We start from the raw sequence: 14,076 nt of genomic DNA, 5'->3' as shown, positions 1-14,076 counted from the left end.
CGGGGGACGGGTGGGAGGTAAAAAAGCATCGCGGGGCAAGCCCGCTCCTACGGGCCGGTAGGAGCGGGCTTGCCCCGCGATCAGCGATTACTTGCGCGCTTCAAGAATCAGATTGAACGGCGTCTCGGTCGCCCGACGAAAGCGCTTGAACCCGGCCTCTTCAAACACCGCGCGCAGCCGCGCCTCGCCAGCCTGGGCGCCAAGCCCCAGGCCAACTTCCTGGGACAGCGAGTTGGGCGTACAGATAAAGGTCGAGGCGGCGTAGAACAACCGCCCGACCGGTGTGCTGTTTTCATCCAGGGTGTCGTTGGCATAGGGCTCGACCAGCAACACCGTGCCGTCGGCCTTGAGCGAATCATAGGCATGCCGGGCGGCGCCGACCGGGTCGCCCATGTCGTGCAGGCAGTCGAAATAGCAGATCAGGTCGAAGTCGTTGCCGGGGAAGTTCTTGGCGCTGGCCTGGACGAACTGTGTGCGTTCGGCCACACCGCCTTCGGCGGCACGCTGGCTGGCGATGCTGATCGACGGGGCATGGTAGTCAAAGCCGCTGAAACGCGAGGCGGGGAAGGCCTGGGCCATAATCACCGTCGAGGCGCCATGACCACAGCCGACGTCGGCAACCTTGGCACCGGCCTGGAGTTTGTCGACCACACCGCTCAGTGTCGGCAGCCACTCGGCCACCAGGTGGGCACGGTAACCGGGGCGGAAGAAGCGCTCGGTGCCGCTGAACATGCAGGGGTGATGATCGCCCCAGGCCAGGGCGCCATCGCCACGCATGGCGGCGACCAGTTTGTCCTTGTCGTGAAACAGCGCGGCGATCACCGAGGCGCCACCGGCGGCATACACCGGTGAGTCTTCGATGGCCAGGGCCATGGCCTGTTCTTCGGGCAGGCGAAAGCGCCCATCGCTGTGTTCCATGTAACCGGAGGCCGCCTGGGCGCTCAGCCATTCGCGCAGCAGGCGGGCATTGCAGCCGGTCTTGTCGGCCAGCTGTTCGGGGGTGATGAACTGGCTGTCGGCCATGGCCCGGTACAAGCCGAGTTCATCGCCGAGGATCAGGTTGGCAAGCATCGCGGCGGCGCCCATGTCGGACACCAGCTTGCCCATGAAATCGTTAAGCCTGGCTTCGTCCATTGCGTGTTCTCCTCCAGGAAGTCCAACGTCAACGGGGTTGCCAGCATTGCCGGCAACCTCGGGCCAATGTGGATGGGGCAACCCTTAAGTCTAGTTCGCCTGGAAAAACTCCAGCAGGTGCTGGCTGAACGCTTCGTCTGCTTCTTCCATGACAAAGTGCCCGCAGTCGGCGATGACACAACCGCGCAGATCCTCGGCATGCGCTTTGAGGGTCTGTAGCGGCACCTGGGCGGTGGCGTGCTCGGCGCCTATGGCCAGCACCGGCATGAGCAGGCGCTGGTGGGCGCGTTGCTGGTTCTGGGCGATGGTCTGGCGAATCGAGCGGTAGTAGGCCAGCCCGCCGCTGAGGCCGCCCGGTTTGCTGTAGGCCTTGATATAAGTGTCGACGGCGACGCGGTCGACATGGTGCGCCCAGCGCTCGAACATGAAGGTCAGGTAACGGTCCTCACGGCCACTGATCAAGGCCTCGGGCAGGTCCTGCAACTGGTTGAAGAGAAAGTGCCAGATGAAGATGTTCTGCTCGGCGCTGACAAAGATCGGCGGCGCCTCGGCAAGCCCGGGGATCACCGCTTCGCTGAGCACCAGTTGGCTGACCGCTTCGGGGAAGTCGCAGGCCAAGGCGTAGCCGACCCACATGCCGACGTCATGGCCGGCCAGGCGGTAGCGCTGATGGCCCAGTTGGCCCATGGCCCTGTGCAACAGCGCGGCAATGCTGCCGGTGTCGTGACCGTCGGCGGCCGGGTCCGACAGGCCGGTGCCCGGAAGGTCGACGGCGATGGCCTGGTAACCCTGGCGGGCCAGGGCGCTCATCACGTGCCGCCAGGCATACCAGGTCTGCGGCCAGCCGGGGATCAACAGCACCGGTTGGCCACTGCCGGCCAGCACGCAATGCAGGCGGCGGCCGGGTTCCAGGTTCAGGTAGCGGTGTTCAAAGCGAGGTTCGGGGGTTGCTGACATCGTGCTGCACTCCATGTGAACAGGGGATTCAAGCCAGGCCCAGGAGGGTCTGGATTTGTTGCGGGTCGACCGGTGCGCCGGCGAAGTCATCGAAGGTGCGGGTGGTTACCGGGATGATGTGCTCACGGATGAACGCTGCGCCTTCGCGCGCGCCGGCTTCCTGGTCCTTCAGGCAGCACTCCCATTCCAGCGTCGCCCAGCCGGGGAAGTCGTACTGCGCCAGCTTGGAAAAGATCGCCTTGAAGTCGACCTGGCCGTCGCCCAGCGAGCGAAAACGCCCGGCCCGATCGTTCCAGTCGCAGTAGCCGCCGTAGGTACCCTGGCGGCCGCTCGGATTGAACTCGGCGTCCTTGACGTGAAACATGCGAATGCGCGAGTGGTACAGATCCAGGTAGTCGAGGTAGTTCAGTTGTTGCAGGACAAAGTGGCTGGGGTCGAACAGCAGGTTGCAGCGTGGGTGGTCATCCACCAGCTCAAGGAAGCGTTCGAAACTGCTGCCATCGTGCAGGTCTTCGCTGGGGTGGATCTCGTAGCAGAGGTTGATGCCGTGCTCATCGCAAGCATCGAGGATCGGCCGCCAGCGCCGCGCCAGTTCCTCGAACGCCGCCTCGATCAGGCCTGTCGGGCGCTGCGGGAAGGGGAACAGGTAGGGCCAGGCCAGGGACCCGGAGAAGGTGCCCATGTCGGTCAGGCCCAGGCGTTGCGAGGCCTTGATTGCCAGGTGCAATTGCTCCAGCGCCCAGGCTGTACGCTCTTTGGGTTTGCCGTGCAGCGCAGGTGGCGCGAAGTTGTCGCACAGGGCGTCATAGGCCGGGTGCACCGCGACCAACTGGCCGAGCAGGTGGGTGCTCAATTCGCTGACCTGCAGCCCATGTTCGGCCAGCATGCCGCGCAGCTCGTCACAGTAGGTCTGGCTTCGGGCAGCCAGCTCCAGGTCAAACAGGCGCAGGTCCCAGGCCGGCACCTGCAAGGCTTCGAAGCCATGGCCGGCAGCCCAGCGGGCGATCTCACCAAGGCTGTTGAACGGCGGTTGTTCGGCGCTGAACTGGGCCAGGTGCAGGCTGGGTCCTTTGAGAGTACGCATGGTGACTTCCTATTGTTTGTCGATCGACAAACAATAGGTCGGCAACGGGCTTGCGTCAACTGTTTTGCAAGGTAGAATCCGCCGCAACTGATTGGATGGACACACTACCCATGGCCGGACGTCCCCGGGAATTCGATCGTGACCAGGCCTTGCACAAGGCCCTGGTGACCTTCTGGCAATACGGATATGAAGGCACGTCGATGGCCTTGCTGGTCAGTGCCCTGGGCATTGCTTCAGCGCGGATCTACGCAGCCTTCGGCAGCAAGGAACAACTGTTTCGCGAAGTGGTGGCGCTGTACCTGGCCGAGCAGGGTGGCTTTGCCGAGCGCGTTATCCAGCGCAGCTTGCCGGTGAGTGAGGCGGTGGCGCAGATCCTTGCCGATGCCATCGCCACCTACACCCGCGCCGACGGTCCGCGGGGCTGCCTGGCCGTCTCCTCGACCGCCAGCGGCGGGCCGGATATCACGGGCGTCCTCGACTGGATGAGCGAGCTGCGCCGCCAACGCACCCAGTCGATCATCGACCTGTTGCAGCAGGCCCACGGCCGTGGCGAGCTCAAGGCTGATGCCGACCCCGAGGCGCTGGGCGATCTGTTTGCCACCTTGCTGCACGGCATTGCCATTCAGGCCCGCGACGGCATTGCCGCACCGCGCCTGCAGGCGATGATCAAACCGGCGCTGAGCGCATTACACGGCGCCTGCGCCTGACTCAGCGAGCCTGGCCGGAGGCGCGCTGCCTCAGGGCCTTGCTGACCTTCGCCTGGATTTCGTAGGCCGGGGCTTCGACGGCGTTGAAGTCGCGCGAGTAGCGCCGGGCGAATTCCTCCACCCCCCATTGCTGGTACTGCTGCACATGCTGCAGCTCATGGGCCCAGAGCGCGACGTTGTCCTGGGCGTCGGCTTGGTGGCGAAAGACGATGATGTCGATCAGGGTCACGGCGTTGACGTCGGGGTTCTGCAGCAGCGCATTGGCGCTGTCCAGGGCTTGCTGATCGCCGACCTTGTAGCGCGCCGCATCGAGTACCTGGAAGTCGTAAAAGGGTTCGAGCTGAGCGCGGATGTGCAGCGGGATCGGCAGTACCGTGCCGGCCGCCGCCGTCGTGCGCGCTTGCTGCAAGGCCAGGGCCAGGGAACTGCTGGCCACGCGCCCGAGGTCGTCGAGCACGGTACCGGCCTGGCCGGGGTCGATGGGCGAGCAGATGCAACTGCCCAGGCAGATTTCGTACTGGCCGACCGGGCAAGCGGCGAGGGCGGCAAGCGGGACAGTCAGGGCCAGGCTCAGCAGCAGTGACTCAAGGGGCTTCATGCAGGGCCCCGGTGATGAAGTCGCGGGAGGCCTTGAGCACCTGTTGCTGAAGCGGCTCGCTGGCAAGCATGCGGGCAATCACCAGCGCGCCCACACACTGGCTGACCAGCGCCCAGGCCAGCTCCGGATCTTCCAGGGTCTGCGCCCAGGCGTGCTGCAGACTGCACAGCCAGTGTTCGGCTTCAGCGCGCACCGGTAACTCTGCGCGGGCGATTTCCGCACCCAGGGTGGGGATCGCGCACCCGCCTTCGACGTTGTGCAAATGCGCCATGCTCAGGTACTGGTCAAGGCAACGCTCGAGCCGTGCGCGGCTCATGGGTTGCTGGGCAATCGGGCTGCTGGACAGCTCGCGGCGCACCACCTCGGTGAACAGGTCGTCCTTGGACGGGAAGTGGTTGTAGAAGGCGCCGCCGGTCAGGCCGATGGCCTTCATCAGCCCGGCCACGCCGGTGGTCGCGAAGCCGCCGCGTTTGGCCAGGGCACCGCTGCTTTCCAGCAGTTTTTGCCGAGTCTGTTGTTTGTGGGTGGTGGAATAGCGCACGCCGACATGCTCCGCAGGGCTGGCTTGACGAAGCCTGAATCATAGCATAGCGTTCGTTTACTAAATGATCGTTTACCAATGGAGGCGACACATGACTCAAGGCAAGAAGGTGGCACTGGTGGTTGGGGCCGGCGATGCCACCGGCGGCGCGATTGCCAGGCGTTTTGCCCGCGAGGGTTATGTCGCCTGCGTGACCCGGCGCAGTGCCGACAAGCTGCAGCCGCTGGTGGACGAGATCCGCGCGGCCGGTGGCGAGGCGCACGGTTTTGCGTCGGATGCGCGCAAGGAAGAGGACGTGGCGGCGTTGGTCGAAGAGATCGAAAGCACCCTCGGCCCGATCGAAGCCTTTGTCTTCAACATCGGCGCCAACGTGCCCTGCAGCATTCTCGAAGAGACCGCGCGCAAGTACTTCAAGATTTGGGAGATGGCCTGTTTCGCCGGCTTCTTGACCAGTCAGGCGGTGGCCCGGCGCATGGTCACTCGCGAGCGTGGGACTATCCTGTTCACCGGTGCCACCGCCGGTTTGCGCGGCGCTGCCGGGTTCGCTGCTTTTGCCGGGGCCAAACATGGCATTCGCGCCCTGGCCCAGAGCATGGCCCGTGAGCTTGGGCCGCGCAATATTCATGTCGCCCATGTGGTGGTGGACGGTGCTATCGATACTGCATTCATTCGTGACAGCTTTCCCGAGCGCTATGCACTCAAGGACCAGGACGGCATTCTCGACCCGCAGCACATCGCCGACAGCTACTGGTTCTTGCACAACCAGCCTAGGGATGCCTGGACCTTCGAGCTCGACCTGCGGCCGTGGATGGAACGCTGGTAAGCCCTCTGCCAATAACAACAAAGGAACTGCTGCCAATGAGCAAGACCGTGGAATTCTTCTTTGATCTGGGTAGCCCGGCCAGCTATCTGGCCTGGACCCAGTTACCGAAACTGTGTAATGAACAGGATGCCCAACTGCTGTACCGGCCGATGCTGCTGGGCGGGGTGTTCCAGGCCACCGGCAATGCCTCGCCGGTGATGGTGCCGGCCAAGGCCCGGCATGTGTTTGTCGATTTTCAGCGCTACGCCAAGCGCTATGGCGTGACCTTGGCATTGCCCCCGGGCTTTCCGATCAACACCCTGGGCCTGATGCGCGGCACTGTTGCCGTGCAGCGCTATCAACCAGAGCGATTCGAGGCCTACCTGAGGGCGATGTTTCAGGCCCTGTGGGTACAGCAACGCAATCTTGGCGACGTGCAGGTGCTGGCGGGTGTGCTGCAAGCGGCCGGTTTCGATCCCGAGCAGTATCAGGCCTGGACCGCTGAGGCCGAGGTCAAGGCAGCACTCAAAGAGGCCACCGAGGAGGCCGTGCGCCGCGGCGTGTTTGGCGCGCCTACCTGCTTTGTCGGCGAGCAGATGTTCTTCGGCCAGGACCGCCTGGATTTTGTGGTCGAGGCGCTGGCGAAGCGGGACAGTCAAGTGTAGCGGCATTATTTTCAGCAACTGTATGGCTGAGGCAGGTCAGGACTCCGTTAGTGTCAGTGCAGCCCAATAAAAAAACTGGATGCCTGCCATGCTCGGCTCACTGGACCTGCTCAGCGCCTTCGTGCTGTTCGCCTTCGTCTCCTCGATCACCCCGGGGCCCAACAACACCATGTTGCTGGCCTCCGGGGTGAACTTCGGGGTACGTCGTTCGATTCCTCATGCGCTGGGCATCAGCGTCGGCTTCATGGTCATGGTCCTGGCGGTGGGCTTTGGCCTGGGCGAGGTGTTCAAAGCCTACCCACCGATCTATACCGTGCTGCGTTATGTCGGCGCCGCTTATTTGCTGTACCTGGCCTACAAGATCGCCACTTCCGGGCCTCTGTCGGTGAGTAACCCCGACAGTCGCAAACCGCTGGGCTTCTGGGGCGCAGCGGCCTTTCAGTGGGTCAATCCCAAGGCCTGGGTCATGGCTGTAGGCGCAATCACCACCTACACCCCGGCCCAGGGTTACCTCACTAATGTTATCGTGATTGCCACGTTGTTCGCCCTGGTAAACCTGCCCAGTGTCTGCGTCTGGGTGATGTTTGGCAGCGCCTTGCGCACGGTACTGCAGAACCCGCGCTGGTTGATGTTGTTCAATCTGCTGATGGCGGCGTTGCTGGTGATATCCCTGTACCCCCTGCTGTTTGTAGAATCGAGCTTTTCCTGACGTGAGTGCGCTGGCACATGCAGTTGATTCCCTGGTCCCATGACACAAGTGCTGGCTTCACCCTGCGCGGCTGGAGCTCCCCAGCCAGTGGCAAGCCGTTGCTGCATTTTCTGCATGGCAACGGCTTTTGCTGCCTGGCCTACCAGCCGTTGCTGGCGCGCCTGGCCGAGCATTTCGACCTGTGGCTGTGCGATGTCCAGGGCCATGGCGACAGCGATCATGGCGGGCCGTTCGCCGGTTGGAACCGCACCGCGACGCTGGCCATCGAGGCTTTCGAAGCGGGGCGTGGCGAGTACGGTGAAGTACCGCGCTTTGCCGTCGGCCACAGCTTTGGCGGGGTGCTCAGCGGCCTGATGCTGGCGCAGCAGCCCCGGCTGTTCCAGCGCGCGGTACTGCTCGACCCGGTGCTCTTTACCTCTTCGATGATGGGCATCATGGGTGCTGCGGCACTGGTCGGCCTGCACCGTCGCCATGCCCTGGCCCGCAAGGCCGCCACCCGCCGCAGCCACTGGCCCGATCGCAGCGCCGCGCGATCGTCGCTGGAGGGCCGGGGGATCTTCAAGGGCTGGAGCGAATCGGCGTTGCAGTCCTACATCGAGCACGCCATTGGTGACTGCGGCGAAGGCGTAGTGCTCAAGTGCCGGCCCAGCCGCGAAGTAGAAATCTTCAGCTCCTTCCCGCGGCGCATGTGGGCTTCGCTGGCCCAGGTACGCACCCCGACCCTGGTGCTCTACGGCGAAAGCACCTATCCCTTCGTGCCGCAGTCGGTTCAGCGTTGGGCTCGCAACAACCCTCAGGTCACGGCCAACCAAGTGCCGGGCGGGCACTGTTTTATGCAGGAAGATGCGGCGGCGTGCAGTGAGTGGGTGGAAAAGTTCCTGTTAGGTTGATCAGAATCGGGATCAGGATGAAGGTACAATGCCATCATTGTTTGTCAGCCTATCCTGGACCGAAAGAACTTACGCATGATGCCTGCGCTCGATACCTTGATCAGTTTTGCCACTCGCTGGGGACCTCAATTTGGTGGGATCAACAGTTTCAATAGTGACCTGCTAGGGGCGTTTTCTGCGCTGTACTATCGCCAGGCCCGGACTGTCTGTGTGGTGCTTTGGGCCAGTGAGCAGGAGCGCGATGATGCCGCAGCCCAGCAGGTAACGCTGATTTCGCTGGGGCTGGAGGAGCAAAAGCAGTTTGCATCCGGCCACGAGCATCTGGCTTGGCAAGCGTTGGCAGCGGCAGGGATTGAGATAGATGCGCGGTGCGTCTGGTTGGGGCATGACCGCATTACCGGTGCCATTGCCTTAGCGTCGAAAGCGCGAGGTGGACGGTCGGCATTGATCCACCATATGAGCTATGAACGCTATGAGCCCTTTGTCGAGAACGCCCAGCGGGCCAGGTCCAAAGAGGATGAACAACGGCAGTTGTTTCAGGCTGCGGACGTGGTGATGGCTGTTGGCCCGCTGCTACGCGATGCGTTGTACGACATGCTCGACCATGAGTCGATCCCAATGTTGGTTCCAGGATTGGCGGAAATCACTGCCAAGCGTGAACCCAAGACATTGAAAGGATTCTTGAGTGGGCGTCTGAGTGCTGACGCAAGGAAAATCAAACAGGCGCATCTGGGGGTTGCAGCGTTCTCCCAGGCGATTCGTCAAGCAGACGCACAACCGGAAATGCCCAACAGGTTTCAGGGCAAGAACGAACCAAAGTTGTTGTTGCGTGGCGTAGATTTCGAAAACATCACGCAAGGCGCCGGTGACGATGCGGAAGCGGAACTGCGACGTTACGCACAGGAGCAAGCGGGGCGTGTGGTCAACATCCAGCCTCTGCCTTTTACTGCGCAACGGCAGGTACTATTCGACGACTTGCGAGGTTCATCCGTTGCAATGATGCCGTCCTGGCATGAAGGGTTTGGCCTGGTAGCCTGGGAGGCGATCGCCGCAGGCGTGCCGCTGGTGCTGAGTGTGAAAAGTGGTGCGTACAAGTTGCTCGAAGAGCTTGAACACGGGGCTTACAAGTCCTGGGTCACGACAATGGATGTCGAAGGCAGTGAGCAGGCGCCTTATCACTCAGCAACTGATGTCGAACGGCTGGTCAAGGCGCTGACGCTGATTGCACATGACCCGTCCAAACGCCACGATGCCTTTCGCCTGCGGGAGAAACTGTGCGGCCTTTATTCGTGGGCGCAGTGCGCGCAGTCCTGTGGGCAAGCATTGGGTTGGGTGTTGGAGAGTGCTCCCGTGCAGGCGCATGAACAGCGTCCGAATGCACCGCTTGCTACCGACACGACTTCGCCTATCGAGACGGTCGCGAGTCAGGTCCTGCCTGGTTTTGTATTACCCAAGGCAACCTGGCGGCCGAGACAGGGCTTGAGCGACAGTCAGCTCTTGCGTGCCGAAGAGGCAATCGTGCCTTTCGATGCCAACCGTGAACCCTTTCTGCTAACGCAGTTGGAGTGGGTACAGCGATCTGATTTTACCTTGCAAGTGCGTTTGCTCTGTGGCCCAGGGGGTGTCGGCAAGACGCGCATGGCGCTGGAAATGTGCCGACGGATGCAACTACAGGGATGGAATGCAGGATTTCTGGCGGGTGAGTGTGACACCGACAAAGTGCAGGAGCTGGCTCGGAGCCTGGTTGCAAGTCCAACCCCCAGTTTGATCGTGATCGACTACGCCGAGACCCGCCAGCCGCTTCTGCTTGCCCTGATCAAGGGGCTCAAGGACAAGTCGCAGATTCAGCCAGTACGTTTACTTCTGTTAGCCCGCGCCGGGGGCGAATGGTGGAACGTGCTGCCCGGCAAAGACAGTCAGTGTGAAGACGTGCTGGAAGGGCCCGCTACCAGCGGCCCGTTCATTCTGCCGGCACTCCATGCAAGTCCCGACTCGAGGCAATCGGCTTACAATCAGGCTTTAGCGGCATTCGCCGAAAAGTTGGAAGTGCATCCGCCGGAGCACATACCGGATCTGGAGGATTCACACTTCTCCAGGCCTCTTTACATCCAGATGGCGGCGTTGATGGCCCTGCGTGGCGAGCGGCCGAAGTCTGCCGAGGCGTTGCCGCGAGCACTGGTCAACCATGAGCGGCGTTACTGGGCCAAGATGCTGGGGGCAACCGCAGACCAGGGAGAGGAAGTCGTTCATCGGGCGAGTGTATTGATGACACTGTCCACTTTGGCCAATGGCATCGCTACTGAGCGCATGCTGGAAGACATTCTTGACGTTTCGGACGTCGAGCGAACTGAACTCAAGTCCCTTTACCGGATGCTTACCCCCTTGTATCCGGATCACCATCAGGGCCTGCAAGGCTTGCGACCTGATCTGATTGGTGAGGCGTTAGTGGCGCAGAGCCTGCTGGGCGCGCGTGGAGTGGAACTGCTTGATCAGGTACTGGCTAGCGGTAGTCACGCGCTGAGACGTTCCAGCCTGACAGTGGTAGCCCGTCTGCTGCGCGAACGCGAAGATCTGTTACCGGTAATCGAAGAAGTTTTGCGACGGCACTTTGTTTCATGTGTCGATGATTGCATTGCAGTCTGCCTCGAGACATCCGGTCCTTTGCTTGAGGTCGTTGAGCGCGCCTATCAGGGGCTACCTCCTCGATTGCAGTCGCAGGCTTCGGGTGCGCTGATGCAATGGTTGAACTACGACATTGTACCGTTGGCCAAACTGAGTATTTCTGTGCGGCAGAGCCAAGTCCTCCGGTGCCTCCAGAAAATGAGTAAAAAAGAGACCTCGCGCAGCATTGAGGATTACGCAGCAGCTCTTGGGCATTTAACCTTTGCGTTAAAGAACGATGGGCAGACACGCGAAGCATTAGCGGTTGTTGAGCAAGCACTTGCGCTCGGACCAAAGCTTCGTGGCTCGCGTGACAATGACCTGAGGCAGAATTGGCACTTGAGGTTGCATTCGGAGTTGCTGACCGTCCAGGGTCAAAATGACGAGGCATTGGCCAGCGCCCAGAAAGCCCTGCGGCTCAGTAGGCAGATTATTTCGGTGCATGGAAATAAAGATTGCATTGAGCTCTCGAAGACATTGGGGATCTGTGCAAGTTGCTTGGCCGATTGTGGAAAGTCCGAAGAAGCCTTGCAATTGAGTCAAGAAGGGCTTCAGTTAACAAGAAGCGTTGGACGAGCTGTTTCCAAATCCAACCAGAACGATCTGGCCGTCAGCTTGAGTATCTACGCCAGGTGCCTGGGGATGAACGGGCATATTCACAAGGCGTTGGCTGCAAATAAAGAGGGCTTGGGGCTGCGTCGCGCATTGATGGAGAGCGAGCCCGAGAAGCATCGGCAGAACTTTGCGCTGACATTGATGACTTACGCTGCGCGTCTATCGGATGTCGGTGAGATAGAGGAAGCATTACGGCTGACCAAGGAGAGTCTATCGATCAATCGGGCGCTCGCAGAGTCCAAACCTGAGCGATTCGGCAAGGTCCTGGCTGATACACTCTCGAACTGTATGGTCATAGAGGCGGAGGCGGGAAATTTCGACGCTTCAGTGACGCTGTCAGAAGAACTGCTGGCGCTGTACGAGCTTCTGGTTCAAAGCAATCCTGAGAGGTTTCGGTATTCCTTCGAAGAGGGCCGCTTGGGGGGCGCGTATGTTCGATGGTTAAGGGATGGGGGCTCGATGGAGGAAGAAGCACGACGGCCTGTCGCTGTAGGTGGCAATGTCCAGAAACAACGTTCGTTGGACTATGAGCAACATTGGCTGTTGGCGTTTTCCGAGTCGACATTGCAATCAGTCAAGCGTGCCAAGGAGTGTTGGGAGAAATTGGACTTCTCCCAGCAATTTTCGGTGCGTAACAAGCATCTATTGTTGAACGCTTTCAGTGACCATAGATTCGGTCTAAGTGACGAGCACTGGCGTGCACAACTTGTCGAATTGCGAGAGACGCGCAAAGGCTATATTCCTGCCTGGATGAGCGAAACGGCTCGTCTCCTGGCATTCCCCTTGCTCTAAGTCTGCAGTCACTTACGCGATATCACTGGCCTCAAACTCCGCCGCCAGAAAGTCCAGCAAGCTGCGCACCGACGGCAGCAGCCCGCGCCGCGAGGCAAACACCGCGTGTACCACGCCGCACTCCGGGGCCCAGTTCGGCGTGGCTTGCAGCAGCCGCCCGGCCTCGAGCTCTTCGCGGATCACCACTTGCGGCAGGTGCACCACCCCCACACCGGCCACCGCCGCCTGACGCAACACCACCAGGTCATCGGTGACCAGGCGCGGGGTGTGCCGCAGGCTTGCGCGGGCGCCGTCGGGGCCGAGCAGGTGCCAGTGGTAGTCGCGCTGCGGGTAACCCCAGTGCAGGCTGGGCAGGGCGCTCAGGTCCGCAGGTACCGGGCGCTGTGGCAAGCGTTCGAGCAAGGACGGCGCCGCCACCAGGTACTGGGTGCTGCGCGCCATCACCTTCATGACCAGGTCGCTGCTTTCCAGTGGCGGCACGCGTACGCGCAGGGCGATGTCGATGCCTTCCTGGATCAGGTCGACCTGGCGGTTGGTGCTTTCGATGTGCAATTGCACCAGCGGGCACTGGACCATGAAGCGGGTGAGCATGGCCCCGACCCAGAAATCCAGCAGCGCCGTCGGGCAGCTCAAGCGCACGATGCCCTGGGGCTCGGCGCGGTTGCGCTCGATCAGCTCGGCGGCGCCTTCGGCTTCGACCAGCATGGCCACGCAGTGGCGGTAGTAGGCCTGGCCAATCTCGGTCACTGAAAAGTGCCGGGTCGAGCGCTGGATCAGGCGCACGCCCAGGCGTTCTTCCAGCCCGGCGATGCGCCGGCTGAGCTTGGACTTGGGCATGTCCAGGGCGCGGCCGGCCGGGGCAAAGCCACCGTGATCGACCACTTGGGCAAAGTAGTACAGGTCGTTGAGGTCTTCCACCAGTGTTCTCCAAATGGAACGCTGAAGACAGTTTAACCGATCTACCGCCGATGTCGTTGCGCTCGTATGGTTATAGCCATGCACGAGAGGAGGCATCTGATGAAAAAGATCCAAGGCGTCTACAGCAGTCCGCACCCGCACTGGGTGGGTGATGGCTTCCCGGTTCGTAGCCTGTTTACCTACGACAACCTGGCCCAGCACATCAGCCCGTTCCTGCTGCTGGACTATGCCGGGCCCCACGACTTCACCCCGACCACGGCGCGTCGCGGTGTCGGTCAGCACCCCCATCGCGGATTTGAAACCGTGACCATCGTCTACCAGGGCGAACTGGAACACCGCGACTCCACCGGTGCCGGTGGCTTGATCGGCCCGGGCGATGTGCAGTGGATGACCGCTGCCGGCGGGATCCTCCATGAAGAGTTCCACTCTCCGGCATTTGCAGCCAAGGGCGGCACCCTGGAGATGGTCCAGCTGTGGGTCAACCTGCCGGCCAGGGACAAATCGGCGCCGGCCGGTTACCAGACCTTGCTCAGCAGTGATATCCCGGTCGTGCCACTGGGCAACGGTGCCGGCAGCCTGCGGGTGATTGCCGGAGCGTTTCGCGGCCACCAGGGCCCGGCGCAGACCTTCACTGCGATGGATGTCTGGGACCTGCAGCTCAAGGCCGGTGCGCCACTGCGCTTGCCCAGCGCGGCCGGCCGCAGTACCGCGCTGGTGGTGTTGCGTGGCCAGTTGCTGGTCAACGGCGAGCGTCAGGTCGGTGCTGCGCAACTGGTGCTGTTCGACCGCGCCGGCGATGAAGTGCTGCTCGAAGCGCAAAGCGACGTCTCGGTGCTGTTGCTCAGTGGCGAGCCGCTGGAGGAACCGATTGTCGGCTACGGCCCGTTCGTGATGAACAGCGACGCCGAGATTGCCGAAGCCTTTGACGATTTTCGCGCCGGGCGCTTCGGCCTGATGAGCGGGCAGGTCGGCCCGCGTCACCACAACTAGTCTCATAACCCCG

At 61.8% G+C, this 14,076-nt stretch carries 13 protein-coding genes; 7 read left to right on the top strand and 6 right to left on the bottom strand.

Annotation, left to right across the window (positions count from 1 at the left end; genetic code table 11):
- Nucleotides 1-87: 87 nt before the first annotated feature.
- From EXN22_RS15775 to EXN22_RS15765, 3 genes are all read right to left on the bottom strand, one after another.
- Nucleotides 88-1,134 carry a class I SAM-dependent methyltransferase gene (locus tag EXN22_RS15775; RefSeq protein WP_130264945.1) on the bottom strand — a complete coding sequence of 349 codons (1,047 nt, stop codon included), beginning with the start codon at nucleotides 1,132-1,134 and terminating at the stop codon, nucleotides 88-90.
- A 90-nt stretch (nucleotides 1,135-1,224) separates the two neighbouring features.
- Nucleotides 1,225-2,091: an alpha/beta fold hydrolase gene (locus tag EXN22_RS15770; RefSeq protein ID WP_130264944.1), complete on the bottom strand. Its 867-nt coding sequence runs from the start codon at nucleotides 2,089-2,091 to the stop codon at nucleotides 1,225-1,227.
- Between the two features lie 28 nt (nucleotides 2,092-2,119).
- Entirely contained in the window at nucleotides 2,120-3,175 is a 1,056-nt protein-coding gene (locus tag EXN22_RS15765; RefSeq protein ID WP_130264943.1) for a sugar phosphate isomerase/epimerase family protein, read from the bottom strand.
- Nucleotides 3,176-3,285: 110 nt separating this feature from the next.
- On the opposite strand from EXN22_RS15765, the gene EXN22_RS15760 reads away from it, so the two are divergent.
- Nucleotides 3,286-3,882 carry a TetR/AcrR family transcriptional regulator gene (locus EXN22_RS15760; RefSeq protein WP_130264942.1) on the top strand — a complete coding sequence of 199 codons (597 nt, stop codon included), beginning with the start codon at nucleotides 3,286-3,288 and terminating at the stop codon, nucleotides 3,880-3,882.
- A gap of 1 nt (nucleotide 3,883) precedes the next feature.
- Here the strand turns inward: EXN22_RS15760 and EXN22_RS15755 are convergent, their stop codons facing one another.
- The gene (locus tag EXN22_RS15755; protein ID WP_130264941.1) at nucleotides 3,884-4,480 is read right to left on the bottom strand and encodes an eCIS core domain-containing protein; all 597 of its coding nucleotides are present in this window, start codon (nucleotides 4,478-4,480) and stop codon (nucleotides 3,884-3,886) included.
- On the bottom strand, nucleotides 4,467-5,021 hold the full coding sequence (locus tag EXN22_RS15750) for a TetR/AcrR family transcriptional regulator (protein ID WP_130264940.1): 555 nt from the start codon (nucleotides 5,019-5,021) through the stop codon (nucleotides 4,467-4,469). Before EXN22_RS15750 ends, EXN22_RS15755 begins: the two co-directional genes overlap by 14 nt.
- A 91-nt stretch (nucleotides 5,022-5,112) precedes the next feature.
- On the opposite strand from EXN22_RS15750, the gene EXN22_RS15745 reads away from it, so the two are divergent.
- The 5 genes from EXN22_RS15745 (at nucleotide 5,113) to EXN22_RS15725 (ending at nucleotide 12,155) form a co-directional block, all read left to right on the top strand.
- Nucleotides 5,113-5,844, top strand: coding sequence for an SDR family oxidoreductase (locus tag EXN22_RS15745; protein WP_130264939.1), 732 nt, complete (start codon nucleotides 5,113-5,115; stop codon nucleotides 5,842-5,844).
- Nucleotides 5,845-5,879: 35 nt separating this feature from the next.
- Complete coding sequence (locus EXN22_RS15740; RefSeq protein ID WP_130264938.1) at nucleotides 5,880-6,488, top strand: 2-hydroxychromene-2-carboxylate isomerase; 609 nt, start codon at nucleotides 5,880-5,882, stop codon at nucleotides 6,486-6,488.
- Between the two features lie 79 nt (nucleotides 6,489-6,567).
- Nucleotides 6,568-7,197, top strand: a complete 630-nt coding sequence (locus EXN22_RS15735; protein WP_177414023.1) for a LysE family translocator — start codon at nucleotides 6,568-6,570, stop codon at nucleotides 7,195-7,197.
- Nucleotides 7,198-7,214: 17 nt separating this feature from the next.
- Nucleotides 7,215-8,087 carry an alpha/beta fold hydrolase gene (locus EXN22_RS15730; protein WP_130264936.1) on the top strand — a complete coding sequence of 291 codons (873 nt, stop codon included), beginning with the start codon at nucleotides 7,215-7,217 and terminating at the stop codon, nucleotides 8,085-8,087.
- 75 nt (nucleotides 8,088-8,162) lie between these two features.
- Nucleotides 8,163-12,155 carry a glycosyltransferase gene (locus EXN22_RS15725; RefSeq protein WP_130264935.1) on the top strand — a complete coding sequence of 1,331 codons (3,993 nt, stop codon included), beginning with the start codon at nucleotides 8,163-8,165 and terminating at the stop codon, nucleotides 12,153-12,155.
- Between the two features lie 12 nt (nucleotides 12,156-12,167).
- Here the strand turns inward: EXN22_RS15725 and EXN22_RS15720 are convergent, their stop codons facing one another.
- The gene (locus tag EXN22_RS15720) at nucleotides 12,168-13,076 is read right to left on the bottom strand and encodes a LysR family transcriptional regulator (protein WP_233281740.1); all 909 of its coding nucleotides are present in this window, start codon (nucleotides 13,074-13,076) and stop codon (nucleotides 12,168-12,170) included.
- 96 nt (nucleotides 13,077-13,172) lie between these two features.
- Here EXN22_RS15720 and EXN22_RS15715 point away from each other — a divergent pair, with 96 nt between their 5' ends.
- Nucleotides 13,173-14,063, top strand: coding sequence for a pirin family protein (locus EXN22_RS15715; protein WP_130264933.1), 891 nt, complete (start codon nucleotides 13,173-13,175; stop codon nucleotides 14,061-14,063).
- The last annotated feature ends 13 nt before the right edge of the window (nucleotides 14,064-14,076 follow it).

Origin of the sequence: Pseudomonas tructae (assembly GCF_004214895.1) — a bacterium.
Lineage (GTDB): Bacteria > Pseudomonadota > Gammaproteobacteria > Pseudomonadales > Pseudomonadaceae > Aquipseudomonas > Aquipseudomonas tructae.
Note: the sequence above shows the minus strand (reverse complement) of the source record. Positions and strands in the feature narration are given on the sequence as shown.

Excerpts from the sequence above, each read along its gene's own strand:
- EXN22_RS15775 (WP_130264945.1), bottom strand. The coding sequence starts at position 1,134 with ATGGACGAAGCCAGGCTTAACGATTTCATGGGCAAGCTGGTGTCCGAC.
- EXN22_RS15770 (WP_130264944.1), bottom strand. The coding sequence starts at position 2,091 with ATGTCAGCAACCCCCGAACCTCGCTTTGAACACCGCTACCTGAACCTG.
- EXN22_RS15765 (WP_130264943.1), bottom strand. The coding sequence starts at position 3,175 with ATGCGTACTCTCAAAGGACCCAGCCTGCACCTGGCCCAGTTCAGCGCC.
- EXN22_RS15760 (WP_130264942.1), top strand. The coding sequence starts at position 3,286 with ATGGCCGGACGTCCCCGGGAATTCGATCGTGACCAGGCCTTGCACAAG.
- EXN22_RS15755 (WP_130264941.1), bottom strand. The coding sequence starts at position 4,480 with ATGAAGCCCCTTGAGTCACTGCTGCTGAGCCTGGCCCTGACTGTCCCG.
- EXN22_RS15745 (WP_130264939.1), top strand. The coding sequence starts at position 5,113 with ATGACTCAAGGCAAGAAGGTGGCACTGGTGGTTGGGGCCGGCGATGCC.
- EXN22_RS15740 (WP_130264938.1), top strand. The coding sequence starts at position 5,880 with ATGAGCAAGACCGTGGAATTCTTCTTTGATCTGGGTAGCCCGGCCAGC.
- EXN22_RS15735 (WP_177414023.1), top strand. The coding sequence starts at position 6,568 with ATGCCTGCCATGCTCGGCTCACTGGACCTGCTCAGCGCCTTCGTGCTG.
- EXN22_RS15730 (WP_130264936.1), top strand. The coding sequence starts at position 7,215 with ATGCAGTTGATTCCCTGGTCCCATGACACAAGTGCTGGCTTCACCCTG.
- EXN22_RS15725 (WP_130264935.1), top strand. The coding sequence starts at position 8,163 with ATGATGCCTGCGCTCGATACCTTGATCAGTTTTGCCACTCGCTGGGGA.
- EXN22_RS15715 (WP_130264933.1), top strand. The coding sequence starts at position 13,173 with ATGAAAAAGATCCAAGGCGTCTACAGCAGTCCGCACCCGCACTGGGTG.